The following is a 19,082-nucleotide window of genomic DNA, read 5'->3' on the forward strand; positions in this document are numbered from 1 at the left end:
CGCGCCGGGCGCACCGAAGGGGTTCAGCGGGAGCCGCGGGTCCGCTCGACGCTGTCGGGACCGAGGATGACCGCGCGCACGTCGTCCTCCACCTCGGCCGTGCAGACGAAGATCAGCTCGTCGCCGGCCTCGATGGGGTCGTCCGGGCTGGGCACCAGGACCCGCTTGCCGCGCAGGATCGCCACCAGCGCGGAGTCGCGGGGCAGCGGCACCGCGTGCAGCGGCTGACCGACGTACGGGGCGGTCGGCGGCAGGGTGATCTCGACCAGGTTGGCCTCGCCCTGCCGGAAGGTCATCAACCGGACCAGGTCGCCGACGGTGACCGCCTCCTCGACCAGGGCCGCCATCACCCGGGGCTTGCTCACCGCGACGTCGACGCCCCACTGCTCGGTGAAGAGCCACTCGTTCTCCGCCCGGTTCACCCGGGCGACCACGCGGGGCACCGCGAACTCGGTCTTGGCCAGCAGCGACAACACCAGGTTGGTCTTGTCGTCGCCGGTGGCGGCGACCACCACGTCGCAACCGGCGACGTTGGCCTCCTCCAGGCTGGCCACCTCACACGCGTCCGCGAGCACCCACTCGGCGGCGGGCACCCGGTCCGGTCGGAGCATCTTCGGTTGACGCTCGATCAGCATCACCTGGTGGCCGTTCTCGATCAGCTCCTGGGCGATCGAACGGCCCACGTTGCCGGCGCCGGCGATGGCGATCCGCATGGCTCAGTGCCCTCCTTCCGGTGGCGTCGCCGCCACCGCCGTGACCGTCGCCACGATGTCGTCGCTGACCAGCATGAACACCTGGTCACCCTCCTGTACGAGGGTGGACGCGGTGGGCAGCGTGCCGATGCCGAAGCGGATCAGGTAGGCCACCCGCGCGCCCGACGCCTCCTCCAGCGCGTGCACCGGGCGACCGATCCACTCCCGGTGCACCGGGACCTCGACGATCGACACGGTGCTGGTCGGGTCACGGAAGATCTCCACGTTGCCCTCGGGTACGAGGTGTCGGAGCATCCGGTCGGCCGTCCAGCGCACCGTCGCCACGGTGGGGATGCCGAGACGTTCGTACACCTGCGCCCGGCGCTGGTCGTAGATCCGGGCCGCGACCCGGGACACGCCGAACGTCTCGCGGGCCAACCGCGCCGAGATGATGTTGGAGTTGTCGCCGCTGGAGACGGCCGCGAAGGCGTCCGCCCGCTCGATACCGGCCTGGCGCAGCACCTCGCCGTCGAAGCCCGCCCCGGTCACGGTGATGCCGGCGAAGTCGGGGCCGAGCCGGCGGAAGGCGTCGGCGTCCTGGTCGATCACCGCCACCGAGTGCCCCCGGGACTCCAGGCTGTGGGCGAGGGTCGATCCGACCCGACCACACCCCATGATCACGACGTGCACGCTGTCCCTCCCAAGGTGCGTACCGCTGCCGCTGCCGGTTGCTCCGGGTCCGAGCCTGCCACGTCCGGCTCCACAGCGGGACCGACCGTACCCCGTCGGTTCGACCGGTGGTGATCGCCCACCCCGGCGTTCGCACCGTGGTGGTCGTACTCTTGGCGTTCGTGGCCAGTCCCACCTCGCTGCTGAAGCGGCTGCTCCTCGGTCGACCGTTCCGGTCCGACCGCCTGCAGCACACCCTCCTGCCGAAGCGCATCGCGCTGCCCGTGTTCGCCTCCGACGCGCTGTCCAGCGTCGCGTACGCGCCCGACGAGATCCTGCTGACCCTGTCGATCGCCGGGGCGTCGGCGTTCGTGTTCTCCCCGTGGATCGCCTTCGCGGTCGTCGTGGTGATGCTCACGGTGGTGGCCAGCTACCGGCAGAACGTGCACGCCTACCCCTCCGGCGGCGGCGACTACGAGGTGGCCACGGTCAACCTCGGCCCCAAGTTCGGCATCGGGGTGGCCAGCGCCCTGCTGGTCGACTACGTGCTCACGGTGGCCGTGTCCGTCTCCTCCGGGGTGGCCAACCTCGGCTCGGTGGTCCCGTTCGTGGCCACCCACAAGGTCATGATCGCCGTCCTCGCGGTGATCCTGCTGACCGCGGTCAACCTGCGCGGGCTGCGCGAGTCCGGTACCGCGTTCGCGATCCCCACCTACGGCTTCGTGATCGTGATGGGCGGAATGCTGCTCACCGGGCTGTTCCGCGTCTTCGTGCTGGGCGACGACCTCCGCGCGCCCAGCGCAGACCTGGTCATCCAGGCCGAGCACAGCGTGACCGGCTTCGCGCTGGTCTTCCTGCTGCTGCGGACGTTCAGCTCGGGTGCCGCCGCGCTCACCGGCGTCGAGGCGATCTCCAACGGCGTGCCCGCGTTCAAGGCGCCGAAGAGCCGCAACGCCGCCACCACGCTGCTGCTGCTGGGCGCGATCGCGGTCAGCCTGCTCGTCGGGATCATCTGGCTGGCCCGGCTGACCCACCTGCAGTTCGTCGAGGACCCGGCCCTGCAGATCGTCTCGGGCCCCGAGGGGTACGTGCAGAAGACGGTCACCACCCAGCTCGGCGAGACGGTCTTCGGCTCCGGCTCGATCCTGCTCTACGTGGTGGCCGGGATGACCGCGCTCATCCTCTTCCTGGCCGCGAACACCGCGTTCAACGGCTTCCCGGTGCTCGGCTCGATTCTCGCCCAGGACCGCTACCTGCCCCGCCAGTTCCACACCCGGGGTGACCGGCTGGCCTTCTCCAACGGCATCACCTTCCTGGCCCTCTTCGCGATCGTGTTGATCGTCGGGTTCCAGGCCGAGGTGACCCGGCTCATCCAGCTCTACATCGTCGGCGTGTTCGTCTCGTTCACCGTCTCCCAGGCCGGCATGATCCGGCACTGGAACCGGCGGCTGCGTACCGAGCGGGACCCGGAGGCCCGCAAGCGGATGCACCGCTCCCGGGCCATCAACACGTTCGGCATGGGCCTGACCGGCACGGTGCTGGTGATCGTCCTGATCACCAAGTTCCTGCTCGGGGCCTGGATCGCGATCGCGGCGATGGCGGTGATCTACGCGCTGATGCTGGCCATCCACCGGCACTACGACCGGGTCGCCGCCGAGCTGACCCCGCCGGACGAGGGCCGGGCCGTGCTGCCCGCCCGCAACCACGCGATCGTGCTGGTCAGCAAGCTGCACCAGCCGACGCTGCGGGCCGTCGCGTACGCCCGGGCCACCCGCCCGGACACGCTGACCGCGGTGACCGTGAACGTGGACGAGAAGGACACCCGCGACCTGCAGGCCGAGTGGGAACGGCGGGAGATGGCGATCCCGCTCACCGTGGTCGACTCGCCGTACCGGGAGATCACCCGGCCCATCCTCGACTTCGTCGCCTCCACCCGCCGTACGTCGCCGCGCGACGTGGTCACCGTCTTCATCCCCGAGTACGTGGTGGGGCGCTGGTGGGAGAACCTGCTGCACAACCAGAGCGCGCTGCGCCTCAAGGGCCGGCTGCTCTTCGAGCCGGGGGTGATGGTGGTCAGCGTGCCGTGGCAGCTCGCCTCGACCGCCAGCAAGAACCTGGACCGGCTGGACGCCACGCTGTCCAACACGCCGGCGCGCGGACCCCGGGGCACCGTGCCGGCGGAGGTGACCGCGCCGGCGCCCGGCGAGGCCGTACCGACGGGCGGCGAGACGGTGGGAGACGGCCGTGACTGAGCGTACGACCGCGGGTGCGACTGGGGCCTCGGCATCGGCCACGGCCTCGGCTTCGACGGCCGAGCGGGGCCTCGGCGAGGCGGAGCGGGTCGAGTTGACCGTCGACGCGGTGGCCCCCGGCGGGCACTGTGTCGCGCGGGTGGACGGGCAGGTGGTGTTCGTCCGCCACGCGCTGCCCGGCGAGCGGGTGATCGCCGAGGTCACCGAGGTGCACCGGGGGTTCGTCCGGGCCGACGCGGTGACCGTGCTGGACCCGTCGCCGGACCGGGTGGAGCCGCCCTGCCCGTACGCGAGGCCGGGTGCCTGCGGCGGGTGCGACCTGCAACACGTCGCCCCGGACGCGCAGCTGGCCTGGAAGACCGCCGTGGTGCGGGAGCAGTTGGCCCGCCTGGGCGGGCTCACCGACGCCGAGCTGGACCGGCTCGGCGTCCGGGTCGAGGCGCTACCGGGTGGGCTGCTCGGCTGGCGTACCCGGGTCCGCTACGCGGTCGACGCCGCCGACCGGGCCGGCCTGCTCAAGCACCGCTCGCACGAGGTCGTGCCGATCGACCGGTGCCGGATCGCCCACCCGGCCGTCCAGCAGCTCGCGGTGCTCACCCCGACCGGCGCGCGCTGGCCGGCGGCCGAGGCGGTGGAGACCGTCGCCAGCAGCGGCGGGGACGTGAGCGTCGCCGAGGTCCGCGACGGGGCTGTCACGCCGGTGAGCGGGCCCACCGAGGTCCGTGAGGTGGCCGCCGGACGGGACTGGGCGCTGCCCGCGTCCGCCTTCTGGCAGGTGCACCCGGCGGCGGCCGACACGCTGAACACGGCCGTGCTGGAGCTGCTCGACCCGCGGCCGGGCGAGGTCGCCTGGGACCTCTACGGCGGCGCCGGGCTGTTCGCCGCCGGGCTGGCCGCCCGCGTCGGCGCGTCCGGTCGGGTGACGCTGGTGGAGGCCTCCGCGCAGGGTGTCGCCGCCGCCCGGGAGAACCTGGCCGACCTGCCCCGCGTCGAGGTGGTGTCGGCGCGGGTGGAGACCGCGCTGGCCCGCCGACGGATCACCGGCCCGGTCGACGTGGTGGTGCTCGACCCGCCGCGCTCCGGCGCCGGCGCCCCGGTGGTGCGCGCGCTGGCCGCCGCCGGCCCGCGGGCGGTCGCGTACGTGGCGTGCGACCCGGCGGCCTTCGCCCGGGACGTGCGCACCTTCGCCGAGTTGGGCTGGCGGCTGGCGGCGCTGCGTGGCTTCGACCTGTTCCCGATGACCCAGCACGTCGAGTGCGTCGGACTGCTGCTGCCGCCGGCCGCCGGGTAGCGACCGGGCGCGGATCCGCCCCTGACCAGGCGCTCAGCCGGCCGGTCCGGGGCGGGCGGCTCGGGCCAGGCTGCGGAGTACCGGGCGGCCGATAGACTCTCCGGTCATGAGCGTTGAAGAGGACACGGCCAACCACGGCCGGTTGCTGGAGACGGTACGCGGTCCGCAGGACGTCAAGCGGATGTCGGCCGAGGAGCTGGACGTGCTCGCCGCCGAGATCCGGGACTTCCTGATCGCCAAGGTCTCCCGCACCGGCGGGCACGTCGGGCCCAACCTCGGTGTGGTCGAGCTGACGCTGGCCATGCACCGCGTCTTCGACTCCCCCCGGGACCGGCTCCTGTTCGACACGGGCCACCAGGCGTACGTGCACAAGATCCTCACCGGGCGGCAGGCCGGCTTCGACAAGCTCCGCCAGCGCGGCGGCCTCTCCGGCTACCCCAGCCAGGCGGAGAGCGAGCACGACCTCATCGAGAACTCGCACGCCTCCACCGCGCTCTCCTACGCCGACGGCCTCGCCAAGGCGTACGCCCTGCGCGGTGAGCAGCGCAGCGTCGTGGCCGTGGTCGGCGACGGCGCGCTCACCGGCGGCATGTGCTGGGAGGCGCTGAACAACATCGCCACCGCCGGCAACTCGCTGGTCATCGTGGTCAACGACAACGGCCGGTCGTACTCGCCCACCATCGGCGGGCTGGCCGACCACCTCTCCTCGCTGCGGCTGAACCCGGGCTACGAGAAGGTCCTCGACACGGTCAAGGACGCCCTCGGCTCCACCCCGCTGGTCGGCAAGCCGATGTACGAGGTGCTGCACGCGGTCAAGAAGGGCATCAAGGACGCGGTCGCCCCGCAGGCCATGTTCGAGGACCTGGGCATCAAGTACGTCGGCCCGGTGGACGGGCACGACGTGGCGGCCGTCGAGTCGGCGCTGCGCGCCGCGAAGAACTTCGGTGGCCCGGTGATCGTGCACGCCGTCACCCGCAAGGGGTACGGCTACCGCCCGGCCGAGGAGGACGAGGCGGACTGCCTGCACGGCCCGAGCAGCGCCTTCGACGTGGAGACCGGCACCCTGCTGGCCGCTCCCTCGGTGAAGTGGACGCACGTCTTCGCCGACGAGCTGCTGGCCGTCGCCGACGAGCGGCCCGACGTGGTGGGTATCACCGCCGCGATGGCCGAGCCGACCGGCATCGCCAAGCTGGCCCGCAAGTACCCCGAGCGGGTGTACGACGTGGGCATCGCCGAGCAGCACGCCGCCACCTCGGCGGCCGGCCTGGCGCTCGGTGGCCTGCACCCCGTGGTCGCCGTGTACGCCACCTTCCTCAACCGTGCCTTCGACCAGGTTCTGCTGGACGTGGCGATGCACAAGCTGCCGGTGACCTTCGTGCTGGACCGGGCGGGCATCACCGGCCCGGACGGCCCCAGCCACTACGGCATCTGGGACATGTCGGTCTTCGGGGTGGTGCCCGGTCTGCGGATCGCCGCTCCCCGTGACGCCGCCACGCTCCGCGAGGAGCTGCGCGAGGCGGTGGCCACCGACGACGGCCCGACCGTGCTGCGTTTCCCGACCGGTGCGGTCGCCGCCGACCTGCCGGCGCTGCGCCGGGTCGGCACCGTCGACGTGCTGGCCGAGTCGACGCGTACCGACATTCTGCTCGTCGCCGTCGGTTCCTTCGGCCAGCTGGGCATGGAGGTCGCCGCCCGGGTCGCCGAGCACGGTTACGGCGTGACCGTCGTCGACCCGCGCTGGGTCCGCCCGGTCCCGGCCGAGCTGGTCGACATGGCCGCCCGCCACCGGCTCGTGGTCACCGTCGAGGACGGCGTCCGCGTCGGCGGTGTCGGCGACGCTCTCGGCCAGGCGATGCGCGACGCCGACGTCCGGGTGCCGCTCAAGGACCTGGGCGTACCGGCCGACTGGCACCCGCACGGCACCCGCGCGCAGATCCTCGCCGACCTCGGCCTGACCGCGCAGGACGTGGCCCGTGACGTCACCGGCTGGATCTCCCGCCTGGACGCCACCCCGGACCACCTGACCCCCGACAGCAAAACCGCAGCCCAGAACTAACCCCCCCCCCCGCAACGCCACGACGGCGGGCGCGCCCCCTGCGGGGCCGCGCCCGCCGTCCTGCCTCGCCCGCGCGGCGCCGGCCCCTGTCCGCGCCGATCTTGCACTTTCAGTTGTCGTAACGCGCCTTTTCACGCCTTATGTCGCAGCAGAAAGTGCAAGATCGCCGGGGCGGGGCGGGGCGGGGCGGGGCGGGGCGGGGCGGGGCGGAGCGAGAGCGGGTGGGGTGGGGCGGGGAGGGGGTGGGGGGCGGCCCGGGTTAGCGGTGGGGGCTTACGGAGCGGTAGTGGGTTTTGTCGGTGTTGGCGAGGCTGAAGGTCTGGGTGCGGGTGGGCTCGGGCACGACCACCAGGCCGGGGCGTTCCACCAGCAGCGGGGTGCCGGGCGGCACGGAGAGCGAGCTGTCCCGGGTGGCCCGCCAACTGAGCACCAGCAGCGGCTGGTCGGGGACCGGAAGCTGGTACGTCTGCAGCGGGGTGGCCCGGTCGGCCGGCGAGACCACCGGCGCGCTCCCGTCCGCCGGCCGGTAGACGACGGCGGTCATCGTGCCGGCGTCGGTGTCCCAACTGAGCTGCTGCAACTCGGCCGGCTCGCCACCGCCGAGCGCCACCTCGCCGAGCGACCGGACCGAGAGCTTCGCCATCGGCCAGGACGTCGGTACCGACTTCGGCGCGTCCCGGTCACCGATCCGGCGCGGGATGCTGCCGAAGGGGCCCCGCTCGCCGGCCAGCACGCAGGTGTCCAGGCCGGCGAGCGCCCGCTTGCCCGCGCCGGACTCGTCGCGGACCAGCGGATAGCGCGGGTCGGTCGTGCCGGTGCCCAGATCGAGCAGGCGGTCGGCGGCCCGTCCACGGGGCAGCGACTCGGTGGCACGCAGGGTCGCCGTCACGCCGACCGCCGTGCAGGCCGGCACGTCGACCGGCGCGCTGAGACCGTCGGCGACGGCCACCGCCCGTCCCTGCGGCCCGAGCAACTGCTGCACCCGGGCCGAGACCAGGTAGCGCCGACCGCCCGCCGTCTGCACCGGCAGCACGTCGGAGTAGACCAGGTAGCCGGGGTCGGTGTACTCGGTGGCGCGGCTGATCGTGTAGCGGTCGCCGGCACGGGTGAGTTGCAGCAGCCAGGACGCACTCTCACCGGGCACGTCGGCGGCCACCAGGGCCACCGGGGCCCCGTCGACACGTCCGGAGAAGAGGATGCCGGACGACGGCAGGTGCGCCCGGTCGTCGTCCGGTGACCGCCAGGCGCGCACCGCCTCGGTGACCGCCGTCGTCGCCGCGGCGTCGCCGGACAGATCGCCCCGGGGCGGCCACACGGCCAGCGTGCCGTCGAGGCTGTCGTACCCCACCCGCAGGTCGCGGGGCGCGCGGTCCGCGACGGGACCGCACGCGGAACCGACCAACAACGCCGCCAGCAGGACGGCGACCGTCCTGCCGTGCCGGCGGCCCGGAGTCACCTGATCCGCCCCCGATCGCCTCGCCGTCGCTGTCGGAAAGCGCCATAGTACGAGATGTCCGACGCGACGCCGCCGCTGGCCGGTCCCTCGTCCGCCACAATGGACATCACCGGGGCTTTAGTGCCTTTTCGCCGCTCGGGTAGACTCCGCCGACTGTGACGCCTGCCGAGTCCCGCGCCCTCGCTTCCCGGGCCAGGTCCGTCGGGGCGCCCGGCGACTCCGCCGCTCCGGCCGACCTGGTCGACACCGCCCCGGCCATCCCGACCTCGAGCGCACCCGAAACGACCGCGCCGGCACCGACCGCGCCGAATGAGGCCGACCCGACCCGGGGTACGCCGCACGAGGCCGTGCCGGACCAGGACGTGCCGGACCGGGCAGCTCCGGACCAGGACGTGCCGCAGGAGGTTGCTCCGGACGGGACTGTGTCGGAGACCACCGTGCTGGACGGGACGGTCCCGGCGTCCGGGTCGAGGCGGAGCCGGTGGGGCCGCTGGACCCGACGGCGGCAGCACCTGGCGGTCGGCGCGCTGTTCCTGCTCGCCGCGGTCTGGGTGACCAGTCGGATCTGGCTGGACCCGGCCGGTCGGGTGGCGTCGCTCTACACCGGTGACCCGGCCCAGGTGCAGTTCTTCCTCGCCCACTCGGTACGGGTGGTGCTGCACGGCGAGTACCCGTTCTACACCGAGCAGTTCAACTACCCCGACGGCGTCAACCTGATGGCCAACACGGCGGTACTGGCGCTGGGCATCCCGATGGTGCCGGTGACCCTGCTGTTCGGCCCGGCGGTGTCCTTCGTGGTGCTGGTGACGCTCGGCCTCGCGGGCACCGCCATGGCCTGGTACCTCGTGCTGCGCCGGCACATCGTGCGTACGCCGCTCGCGGCGGCCGTCGGTGGCTGGTTCTGCGGCTTCTCCCCGGCGATGCTCTCGCACGCGAGTTGGCACCCGAACATCATCAGCCAGTTCCTGCTGCCGTTCATAGTGTGGCGGGTCCTGGTGCTGACCCGCTCCCGCCGGCCGGTCCGCGACGGCGTGCTGCTGGCCCTGCTGGTCACCGCGCAGGCGTTCATCAACGAGGAGATCCTGCTCTTCACGGCGCTGGCCTGCGGGATCTTCCTTCTTGCGGTGGTGGTCCAGGAGCCGGCCCGCTGGCGGGCGGCGTGGCGACCGCTGGCCGCCGGTCTCGCCGCCTGCGCGCTGCTGGCCGGGGCGCTGCTGGCGTACCCCCTGTACGTGCAGTTCGCCGGGCCGATGGCGTACCACGGGCTCAGCGACGCGGTGCAGGACTACGGCAACGACATCGCCGCCTTCTTCGCGCCCGGCTCGGCCACCCTCGGCGGCAACCAGCGGGCCAACGTCAACCTGGCACCGAACTATTCGGAGGAGAACGCCTTCTTCGGCTGGAGCCTGTCGATGCTCGCCGTCGGCGTCGTGGTCTGGCTGCGTCGGGAGATGCTCGTCCGGGCGCTCGCCGCGACCGGCGCGTTCTTCGCCCTGCTCTCGCTCGGCGAGCAGATCTCCTGGTGGGACCGGGACCTGATCACCGGGCCGTGGGAGCTGCTGGTGCACCTGCCCCTGCTGGACGCGGTGGTGCCGACCCGGTTCGGTCTGATCACCACGGTGGTCATCGGTCTGCTGCTCGCGATCGCCGTGGAGCGGGCCTGGGTGCTGCGGCCGGCGGACCGGCGTACCGTGCGGACGCTCACCGCCGCCGGCCTCGCGTTCGCGCTGCTGCCGATCGCCCCGATGCCGCTGCGGATGGTCTCCCGGCCGCCGGTGCCGGAGTTCATCACCGCCGACCGGTGGCGGGCGTACGTCGGCCCGGACCAGACGCTCGTGCCGATCCCGGTGCCCAGCATGGGCAACACGCACGGCATGCGCTGGGCGGCGGCCACCAACCTCGACTTCAAGATCCCGGGCGGCTACTTCCTCGCCCCGCGCAACGGCAACACCGGTGACCCGGGTCGGTTCGGCGGCCGACCCAGCGGGGTGGGCCAGCTGCTGGAGGAGGTGGCGACCACCGGTCGTACCTCCAAACTGGACGACCGGCAGCGGCGGCGCTTCACGGACGAGTTGCGACACTGGCGGGCGGCGATCCTGGTGCTCCCGGTCCGCCAGCAGAACGCCGAGCCGCTGCGGCGTACCGTCGAGGAGCTGGTCGGTCCCGGTCGCCAGGAGCTGGACGTCTGGGTGTGGGACGTCCGGACGCTGACCGACCGCTCGGTCTGATGACCACGGGAACGGCGCCGTCGACGACGCCGACCGATTCCCCGACCGGTCGCCCGCCACGGGCGGCGTGGCTGCCGGACGCGCTGGTGGTCGCCGGCTACCTGGCGCTGGCCGTGGTGCTGACCAGCCGGCAGTGGGGTCGTCCTGAGCGGCTCTTTCACCAGGCCGGTGACCAGGTGCTCTTCGAGTGGATGCTGGCTCACGCGGCGCACGCCGTGGTCGCCGGGGAGAACCCGCTGTTCAGCGCCGCCCTGAACGCGCCGTACGGCGTCAACCTGATGGCGAACACCTCGGTGCTCGGCCTGGGTGTCCCGCTGACCCCGGTCACGCTGCTGTTCGGCGCGCAGGTGGCGTTCTGCGTGGCGGTGGTCGGCTGTCTCGCCGGCACCGCCACCGCCTGGTACGCGCTGCTGCGCCGTCGGCTGGTCTCCGCCCGCGTCGCGGCGGCGCTCGGCGGGCTGGTCTGTGGGTTCGCCCCCGGGATGGTCGCCCAGGCTTCCGCGCACCTGCACGTGGCCGCCCAGTTCCTGCTGCCGGCGATCCTCGCCCTGGTGTTCCGGCCGGAGGCGCGTCCCGCGGTGGTGTGGCGGTCCGGTGTCGGCCTCGGGCTGTTGCTCGTCTGGCAGGTCTTCATCGGCGAGGAGGTGCTGGTCTTCCTGGCGCTCGCCGCCGGGGTGTTCGCGCTCGGCTACGCCCTCGCCGACCGGGCCGCGGCCCGTCGTCTCGCGCCGGCCCTGTTCGGTCGGCTCGCGGTGGCGGCCGGGGTGGGCGCGGTGCTGCTGGCGTACCCGCTGTGGTTCCAGTTCCGCGGACCGCAGCACTACACCGGGATGGCGTTCGCCGCGCACGGCTTCCAGCTCGACGCGGCGTCGTTCACCGCGTCGGCCCGGCAGACCGTGCTCGGGGACGACTGGTTGCCGGGTCTGCTCTCGCCGAACCCGACCGAGGAGAACTCGTTCTTCGGCCCCGGACTCCTGGTCCTCGCCGTCGTGGTCGTCCTCTGGCTGTGGCGGCGACCGCTGGTCCGCGCGTTGGCCGGCTGCGGTGTGGTCTTCGCCCTGCTGTCGCTCGGCACCGACCTGCGGGTGGACGGCACCGCCACCGGCATTCCGGGCCCGTACCGGCTCGTCGCCGGGCTGCCGCTGCTCGACCTCGCGGTGCCGGCCCGGTTCGCGCTGGTCTGCGTGCCGGTGCTCGGCATCCTGGTGGCGCTGTTCGTGGACCGCGTCGCCGGGTCCCGCCGGACGGCCGTGCCGGGACTGCCGGTCCGACTGGTGTGGGTGCCGGCGGTGGCCGCCGCGTTGCTGCCGCTGACGCCGACACCGATCCGGGTGGTTCCGGTCGCGCCGGTGCCGGCCTTCGTCGCCGAGGGTGGCTGGCGACCGCTGGTGCCACCCGGGCGGACCGTGGTGGCGGTGCCCCCGGTAACCGGGGCCGCGCTGAGCCCGGTGATGCTCTGGTCGGCGCGTACCGGGCTGGCGTTCGACGCACCGGGCGGGTACTTCATCGGGCCCAGCGGGCCGGCCGACCCGGCGGCCCGCTGGGGCGCCCCGGACCGGCCCACCGCCGTGCTGCTGCGCCGGGTCGCCGAGACCGGCGTGACACCGGTGCTCGGCGAGGCCGACCGCCGCCAGGCCGTCGAGGATCTGCGGCACTGGCGAGCGGCGGTCGTGGTGCTCGGCCGGCTGCCGAACGGCGACGCCGTCCGGCGGACCGTCGACGACCTGCTCGGCGCGGGCCGTCCGGTCGACGGCGGGTGGCTGTGGGACGTGCGGCCCCTCGTCGGTTGATCAGCGCAGTCGGTTGATCAGCCGACCAGGGCGCGGACGTCCCAGACCCAGACGTCGTCGACCCGCTGCGGCGGCCCGAGCAGCGCGGTGACCAGCTCACGCAGCACCGCCTCGCGCGGGTGGGCGCCGAGCACCACCACCGATGCCCGCCAGAACCGCAGATCCTCGACGGCCTGCCGCCGGTTCTCGTCGGTGAGCGCGGGCAGGACCCCGGCGTCCATGGTGGAGTAGATGAGGCTGCTGGTCGGCCGGTTCGGCGCGCCGAAGACACCCTCGCCCAGCTCGTTCGGGCCGATGAAGTAGCCGCCCGGAACGGGGAACTCCTGCCCGGTCAGGGCACTCCAGCGCAGCGTCGGCAGACCGTGCACGTTGCTCGGGATGGGCACCGGCACCAGGGTCCGGCCGGCCGGCACGTACGGCCGCCAGCCACCCGCCGTGATGAAGTGCGGCGGCGGGTCGATCTGCTGTGCGGGGAGCGGCCGGGGGAACAGCGGCAGCAGGGCGAGCGCGACCGCCGCGTACCCCAGCGGGCGCAGCCACCGTCGGCGCGGCGCGACCGGCGCGGCGGCCGGCTCCCCGGCGCGCGGGGCCGGCGCGACGCCCGCGCGGGCCTGGCGGGCCGCCGCGTCCCAGAACAGCGCCAGCAGTACGCCCACCGCGGCGGCGACCACCAGGGCCAGCCGGGTCGGCATCATCATCTCGACCAGCGGCAGGTCGTCCGAGACGTACGACCACGGGCCGGGGATGTCGGTCTCCACGCCGTCGAAGCGCACCCACGGCCCGATCGACGCCACGGTGAACACCACGACGAGCACCGCGACGATCCGGGCGGCCAGCGAGCGGCGTACGAGCAGCACCAGAGCCACCAGCGAGAGCAGCACCAGCGGCCAGCCGAACCAGGTGTTCTGCTCGGTCAGCCCGATCGTCTTCTCCACCTCCGGGGTACCCGCCCAGGTGTCCCGGGCGAAGGTCACGAACGCGACCAGATCCTCGCCCCAGTTGTGGAAGACGCCACCCTGCAGGCCCCGGTAGGACTGGGGGCCGTCGAACTGGAACCAGATCGGGTACGCGGTGAGCGCCAGGGCCAGCCCACCGGCCACGCCCAGCCCGGCCAGGAACGTGCCGGCCATGGCGCGGGTCGCCCGGGGCCGCTGCACCGCGTACGCCAGCACGACGACGAGGCAGCCCAGCGCGGTGAGCAGCAGCATCTCCTCGTTGATGAAGATCTGGTACGCCACCAGCGCGCCGAGCACCAGCCCGTTGCGCCGCCACCGGCCCGGCTCGCCCAGGCGCAGCACCCGCACCACGATCAGCGGGAGCAGGAAGTTGGAGACGAAGTTGGGCTGGCCGTTGGCGTGGTGGATGACGCCCGGCGCGAAGCCGAGGAAGGCCCCGCCCACGAAGGCCGCCGCCCGGGAGCGCACCAGGTGCCGCGACAGCATCCAGTACGCGGTGCCGGCGGTGGCGGCCAGCGCCCCACCCAGGTAAAGGGCGTACATCACCTGCGGGCCGAGCAGCATGGTCAGCGGGGCCAGCGGCAGGGTCACCCCGAGCAGCGAGGTGTTGGCCATCATGTTCACCCCGTCCGGGGCGTTCTGCCGCGCCGTGAACAGCGGGTTCTCCAGGTGCCGCACCGAGTACGCGCCGTGCGCGAACAGCCACTCGAACCAGCTGTGGTCGGTGGGCAGGTGCGACGAGACCCGGCCGGTCACGTCTCCCCAGTAGTTGAGGCAGACGAAGACGCCCAGCAGCACATAGGCTCCGAGGGCCAACAGGTCGGCTCGGGCCGGGCGGCGTCGAGGCCGCCGTGTCGGCTCGACCTCGGCCGGCTCGGCGTCGGTCACGGGATTCAGCAAGGGGTCTACCACCGGCACAGCCACGACGCGCCATCGTACAGGCGAGGATGCGTCGCTTTTGCCGGGCCGGTACGCCCACGGCCGGTAAGCCGGACCGTACCTGGTCGGGTGGCACCGGCGATGAAGGGACGGTCGTTGTCGATCATCGAGCTGGGCGAGATCCGGGACGAGTCCTCGTCGGCGCCGACACCGGCCCGCCCGCCACGCGCCGTCGGCCGCCCCCTGCGTACCGTGGTCGTGCTGGTGCTGGCCCTGATCACCCTCGCCGGCGCGGCACCGGTCCGGCACCGCGTCGTCACGTCGGTGCCGACCGCGCCGGGCGCCTCGGCGTACCTCACCGAGGACGGCGTCGTGGTGGTCGACGCGTCCACGCCCACCGGCGACCGGTACCTGAGCGTCTACGACCAGCCCGGGCGCACGGGCGGGGACGCCGTGCGGCGTCGGTGGCGCGCACCGCTGGATCGCAGCGGTGACTTCGTGACCGTCTGGCTCCAACGCGGACTGCTGCTGGCGGTGGGCGTCAACGTCGCGAGCGGTGTGTTGGAGACCACCGCCTTCGACGCCGCGACGGGCCAGCGGCGCTGGCGGCACCCGGGGATCGCCCAGCGGGCGACCGACGGGGGCATGCTCCTCGCCAACGACACCGGCGACCGGCTGGGCACGGTGAGTCGGGTGGCGCCCGACACCGGCCGGCTCCTGTGGTCGGTGTCCGTGCCCTTCGGCGGCACCGAATTTCACCGCCGGGACGGGCAGGTCGACCAGGTGGTGTTCGTCCAGCCGACCGGCGAGGTGCAGGTGTACGACGCCGGCACCGGAGACCTGCGGCACAGCGTCGACACGTTGCCCGGTGACCGCTCGGCGTTCCAGCGGGTGCAGGTGGTGGACGATCTGGTGCTGCTGGTTCCGCCCGGCAGCACCGAGCTGGTCGCCTTCCGGCTGCCCGCGATGCAGCGGGTCTGGACGTCCCCGGCGTCGCTGGTGGCCTGGGCGGTTCCGTGCGCGGACCTGCTGTGTACGGTCCAGCAGACCGGTGGCATCCAGACCATCGACCCCGCCACCGGCGTCGTCCGCTGGTCGGACCCGGGACCGGACACGCTCGTCGACGTTCGGGGGGACCGGCTGCTGGTGGCCGCGGCCGAGCAGCGGTACGCGGTGCGCGACGCGCGGACCGGCCGGGACCGCGCCGAGCTGGGTCGGTGGCAGCTCGTGGACCAGGTACGCCGCGAGGACCCGCTGCTCGGCGTACGCCCGACGCCCGACGGCCGGCTCGTCGTCGCCGAACTGGACCTCGCCGCCGGCCGGACGCGGATCCTGGACGTCCTGCCGGGCGTGGTGGGCGGGTGTCAGGCGGCGCGACCCGTCCTGCTCTGCCGCCGGCTCGACGGCTCGACCGCCCTGTGGAGGTTGTCGCGATGACCGATGCGGTGATCGACCTCGGGGAACTGCGGCACGGACCGGACCCCGATCCGCTGCCCCGCCCACCGTCGGGGAGGGGACGCCGGACCCGCGCCGCGCTCGTCGCGCTGCTGGTGCTCGTCGGCCTGGCCGCCTCGACGCCGGATCCGCGGCGCGCGGCGGTGACCCTCTCGGCCTCCGCCGGCGCCGACGCGGTCCTCTTCGACGACGTCGTCTTCCTCGTCGAGCCGCTCGGGGCGACGCGGCAGCGGAGACTGACCGCCACCCGGCTGCCCGACGGCGAGCCGCTCTGGCGCACGTCGCTGCCGGCCGAGGGCCGGTACTGGGGAGTCGCCCGGCGGGACGAGACGCTGCTGGCCATCGGGTACGAGACCGGCCCGGACGGCGCCGGGACGCTCACCGTCGCCCTGGACCCGCGGACCGGCGCGTACCGCTGGCAGCAGCCGGGCCGGCCGGCTGTTCTGCCCGACGGCGGGATCCTGCTGTGGTCCGCCGATAACCAGGCCGTGGGTGCTCTGCGCGCCGTGGACGCGTGCTGCGGCACCGTGCGCTGGCAGGCGTCCGTCGCGGCCGGCGCCGACCTGACCCTGCGCGACGGCGATCACGGGGTGGACCGGGTGGTGCTCGTCCGTGGCAACGGAGAGGTCGAGGTCCGCGACGCGGCCACCGGAGCGGTGCTGACCCGCGCCAACCTGCCCGCGCCGCACGGCGGAACGCCTCGCGTCATGCAGGTGGTGGCCGACCTGCTGGTGACCGTCGACGGCGCTCCCTCCGTCATCACGGCGTACGGGCTGGACCGCCTGGACCAGCGTTGGCGTACCCCCGCCACCGGAGCGACGTACGTGTCCGAGTGCGGCGTCGTCTTCTGCCTGGAGAGCGCCTCCGGCGGGCGGCGGACGATCGATGCCGCGACCGGTGAGCCACGGTGGGAGGACGACCACTGGGGATGGGTCTGGCCGCACGCCGACCGGTTGCTGGCCACCACGCAGGGCAGCGCCGGGCCGGGGACGCAGGATCTCGTCGTGCTCGACCCGCCGACCGGCAGGGTGCTGGCGAAGCTGGGTCGCTGGGAGATCGTCCGGTACGACGCCGACGTTCCGCTGATCGGCGTACGCCCACATCCCGACGGCGGTCTGCTCGTGGCCGAGTTGGACGTCCGGGACGGCACGGTACGCGTGCTGGACGTGCTGCGGGACGCCTCGGGCGACTGCCGGGCCGCCACCGGCGTGCTGCTCTGTCGCCGGCGGGACGGCGACTTCGGGCTGTGGCGACTGCCGACCTGACCAGCGGCGGGTCCGGCGCGCCGGCGAGGGAGGATGGTTGCCCACCGGCACTAGGTTGTCGGTGGTCAGCAGCGAGGAGGCCGGCATGCGGGTACTGGTGGTCGAGGACGAACGCAACCTCGCCGACGCGATCGCGCGCGGCTTGCGTAAGCGGGGCATGGCGGTCGACGTGGCGTACGACGGCGACGCCGGCCACGAGGCGGCCTTCGTCACCCGGTACGACGTGGTGGTGCTCGACCGCGACCTGCCCGGCGTGCACGGCGACCAGATCTGCGCCGACCTCGCCGCCTCCGGGGCGTTGACCCGGGTGCTCATGTTGACCGCGAGCGGCACCGTGGCGGACCGGGTGGAGGGACTGCAACTCGGTGCGGACGACTACCTGCCCAAGCCGTTCGCGTTCGACGAGCTGGTCGCCCGCGTGCAGGCGCTGGGCCGGCGGGCCACCCCGGCCGCGCCACCGGTGCTCGAACTGGCCGACCTGGTGCTGGACCCGGCCCGCCGGGTCGCCACCCGCGCCGGTGTCCCGGTGGACCTGACCAACAAGGAGTTCGGCGTGCTCAGCGAGCTGCTCAAGGCACGCGGCGCGGTGGTGTCCAGCGAGGAGCTGTTGGAGCGGGTCTGGGACGCCAACACCGACCCGTTCACCACCATCGTCCGGGTGACCGTCATGACCCTGCGCAAGAAGCTCGGTGATCCGCCGTTGATCGAGACGGTGGTGGGGGCGGGTTACCGCACCGCCGAGGTGCTGCCGTGAGCCGGCCGGGACGGCTGCGGCCCACCCTGCGGCTGCGGTTGACCCTGCTCAACGGCGTGCTGCTGGTCGGCGCGGGCACGATCCTGGTGGTGCTGGCCTGGCTGCTGGTCCGTGACGCGCTGCGGCCCACCGACGAGCTGCTGCCCGGCACGACCGTGGTGCTCGCCGACGGCGGCAGGATGGACGCGGCCCAGTGGCAAAGCGAACTGGTCGACGCCGCCTCCGGGGAGCTGCTGGCCAAGGGCCTGGGCGCGCTCCTGGCGATCAGCGTGGTGGGGGTGGCCGGCGCGTACGCGGTGGCCGGCCGGGCGCTGCGACCCCTGCACCAGGTCACCGCGACCGCCCAGCGGCTCGGCGAGGCGACCCTGGACCAGCGCATCGGCTACTCGGGCGCGGACGACGAGGTGGCCGAGCTGGCGAAGACGTTCGACGCGATGCTGGACCGGATCGCGTCCGCGTTCGAGGCGCAGAAGCGGTTCGTGGCGAACGCCTCGCACGAGCTGCGTACCCCGCTCGCCGTCATGCGGACCGAGATCGACGTGACGCTCAGCGACGACGACGCGGATGCCGCCGAGTACCGCCGGATGGCGACCGTGGTCCGGGACGCCTCGGAGCGGGCGAACGGCCTGGTGGACGCGCTGCTGGTGCTGGCCCGCAGCGAGGCGCAGGCCGGTGGGCGGCTGGGCCGGCGCAGCGAGTGCGACCTGGCGACGGGCACCGCCAACGCGCTGTCCGCGATGCGCCGCGAGGTCGAGCGGATCGGCCTGCGGGTGCAGACGTCACTGCAGACCGCGCCGGTGGTCGGCGATCCGGGGTTGCTCGACCGGCTGGCCGGCAACCTGATCGAGAACGCCGTCCGCTACAACCACCTGCACGGGCGGCTCTGGGTGCGTACGGGCACCGACGGCGACCGTTCCTGGCTGGTGGTGGGCAACACCGGTTTCGAGGTGGACCAGGCCGACGTACCGGGGCTGTTCGAGCCGTTCCGGCGCGGCGGTCGGGAGCGTACCGGGGCACGCGGTTCCGGCCTGGGGCTGTCCATCGTCCGCGCGGTCTGTCAGGCGCACGGCGGGACGGTCCGGGTGGTCGCCCAGCCCGGCGGTGGCCTGGAGGTGACCGTCACGCTGCCCTCGGCCGACGCGGTGCCGGCGGTGACCGACGCCCGGGACCCGGTGCGCTGACCGCCGCCCGGCCCGGGGTTGCCACACCCGCGGCCCGGTGCGAAGATCACGACGTCAGCTCGAAGGCGAGGAAGGGGGTGCGACCGATGTCCATCGTCATGACAACCGCGCCCCGCACCGCCGGCTGACCCAGATCGACGCGGGGCGCCTCCACCGAT

13 protein-coding genes are annotated in these 19,082 nt (G+C 73.6%); 9 read left to right on the top strand and 4 right to left on the bottom strand.

What is annotated here, in order from left to right; all coding sequences use genetic code 11:
• Positions 1-23: 23 nt before the first annotated feature.
• Entirely contained in the window at positions 24-713 is a 690-nt protein-coding gene (locus tag AC3EN4_RS11895) for a potassium channel family protein (RefSeq protein WP_355053285.1), read from the bottom strand.
• A 3-nt stretch (positions 714-716) separates the two neighbouring features.
• Positions 717-1,382 (bottom strand): potassium channel family protein, encoded by a 666-nt coding sequence (locus tag AC3EN4_RS11900; RefSeq protein ID WP_422738957.1) that lies wholly within the window; start codon positions 1,380-1,382, stop codon positions 717-719.
• Positions 1,383-1,543: 161 nt separating this feature from the next.
• Between AC3EN4_RS11900 and AC3EN4_RS11905 the strand changes: the two genes are divergently transcribed.
• From AC3EN4_RS11905 to dxs, 3 genes are all read left to right on the top strand, one after another.
• Complete coding sequence (locus AC3EN4_RS11905) at positions 1,544-3,613, top strand: APC family permease (protein ID WP_435205974.1); 2,070 nt, start codon at positions 1,544-1,546, stop codon at positions 3,611-3,613.
• Between the two features lie 94 nt (positions 3,614-3,707).
• A complete protein-coding gene (locus AC3EN4_RS11910; protein ID WP_435206036.1) occupies positions 3,708-4,904 on the top strand; it encodes a class I SAM-dependent RNA methyltransferase in 1,197 nt (398 codons plus the stop codon).
• A gap of 106 nt (positions 4,905-5,010) precedes the next feature.
• Complete coding sequence (dxs, locus tag AC3EN4_RS11915; protein ID WP_435205975.1) at positions 5,011-6,960, top strand: 1-deoxy-D-xylulose-5-phosphate synthase; 1,950 nt, start codon at positions 5,011-5,013, stop codon at positions 6,958-6,960.
• Positions 6,961-7,219: 259 nt separating this feature from the next.
• Here dxs and AC3EN4_RS11920 read toward each other — a convergent pair whose 3' ends face one another.
• On the bottom strand, positions 7,220-8,416 hold the full coding sequence (locus AC3EN4_RS11920) for a hypothetical protein (RefSeq protein WP_435205976.1): 1,197 nt from the start codon (positions 8,414-8,416) through the stop codon (positions 7,220-7,222).
• Between the two features lie 422 nt (positions 8,417-8,838).
• Between AC3EN4_RS11920 and AC3EN4_RS11925 the strand changes: the two genes are divergently transcribed.
• Together AC3EN4_RS11925 and AC3EN4_RS11930 are read left to right on the top strand one after the other, a co-directional pair.
• Entirely contained in the window at positions 8,839-10,644 is a 1,806-nt protein-coding gene (locus AC3EN4_RS11925) for a DUF6311 domain-containing protein (protein ID WP_435206037.1), read from the top strand.
• A complete protein-coding gene (locus AC3EN4_RS11930; RefSeq protein WP_435205977.1) occupies positions 10,644-12,434 on the top strand; it encodes a DUF6311 domain-containing protein in 1,791 nt (596 codons plus the stop codon). Before AC3EN4_RS11925 ends, AC3EN4_RS11930 begins: the two co-directional genes overlap by 1 nt.
• A gap of 17 nt (positions 12,435-12,451) precedes the next feature.
• Here AC3EN4_RS11930 and AC3EN4_RS11935 read toward each other — a convergent pair whose 3' ends face one another.
• Complete coding sequence (locus AC3EN4_RS11935) at positions 12,452-14,278, bottom strand: DUF6311 domain-containing protein (protein ID WP_435205978.1); 1,827 nt, start codon at positions 14,276-14,278, stop codon at positions 12,452-12,454.
• A gap of 147 nt (positions 14,279-14,425) precedes the next feature.
• On the opposite strand from AC3EN4_RS11935, the gene AC3EN4_RS11940 reads away from it, so the two are divergent.
• The 4 genes from AC3EN4_RS11940 to AC3EN4_RS11955 all read left to right on the top strand — a co-directional run bounded on the left by AC3EN4_RS11940 (position 14,426) and on the right by AC3EN4_RS11955 (position 18,924).
• Positions 14,426-15,706 carry an outer membrane protein assembly factor BamB family protein gene (locus AC3EN4_RS11940; RefSeq protein WP_435205980.1) on the top strand — a complete coding sequence of 427 codons (1,281 nt, stop codon included), beginning with the start codon at positions 14,426-14,428 and terminating at the stop codon, positions 15,704-15,706.
• Positions 15,703-16,989, top strand: a complete 1,287-nt coding sequence (locus AC3EN4_RS11945) for an outer membrane protein assembly factor BamB family protein (protein ID WP_435205981.1) — start codon at positions 15,703-15,705, stop codon at positions 16,987-16,989. Before AC3EN4_RS11940 ends, AC3EN4_RS11945 begins: the two co-directional genes overlap by 4 nt.
• An 85-nt stretch (positions 16,990-17,074) precedes the next feature.
• Entirely contained in the window at positions 17,075-17,743 is a 669-nt protein-coding gene (locus tag AC3EN4_RS11950; protein WP_355053305.1) for a response regulator transcription factor, read from the top strand.
• Positions 17,740-18,924, top strand: coding sequence for a sensor histidine kinase (locus tag AC3EN4_RS11955; protein ID WP_435205982.1), 1,185 nt, complete (start codon positions 17,740-17,742; stop codon positions 18,922-18,924). Before AC3EN4_RS11950 ends, AC3EN4_RS11955 begins: the two co-directional genes overlap by 4 nt.
• The last annotated feature ends 158 nt before the right edge of the window (positions 18,925-19,082 follow it).

It is taken from the genome of Micromonospora sp. bgisy143 (assembly GCF_057708145.1).

Bases quoted from the DNA above. Each gene is read 5' to 3' on its own strand.
- AC3EN4_RS11950 (WP_355053305.1), top strand. From the start codon at position 17,075: ATGCGGGTACTGGTGGTCGAGGACGAACGCAACCTCGCCGACGCGATC.
- AC3EN4_RS11945 (WP_435205981.1), top strand. From the start codon at position 15,703: ATGACCGATGCGGTGATCGACCTCGGGGAACTGCGGCACGGACCGGAC.
- AC3EN4_RS11930 (WP_435205977.1), top strand. From the start codon at position 10,644: ATGACCACGGGAACGGCGCCGTCGACGACGCCGACCGATTCCCCGACC.
- dxs (WP_435205975.1), top strand. From the start codon at position 5,011: ATGAGCGTTGAAGAGGACACGGCCAACCACGGCCGGTTGCTGGAGACG.
- AC3EN4_RS11895 (WP_355053285.1), bottom strand. From the start codon at position 713: ATGCGGATCGCCATCGCCGGCGCCGGCAACGTGGGCCGTTCGATCGCC.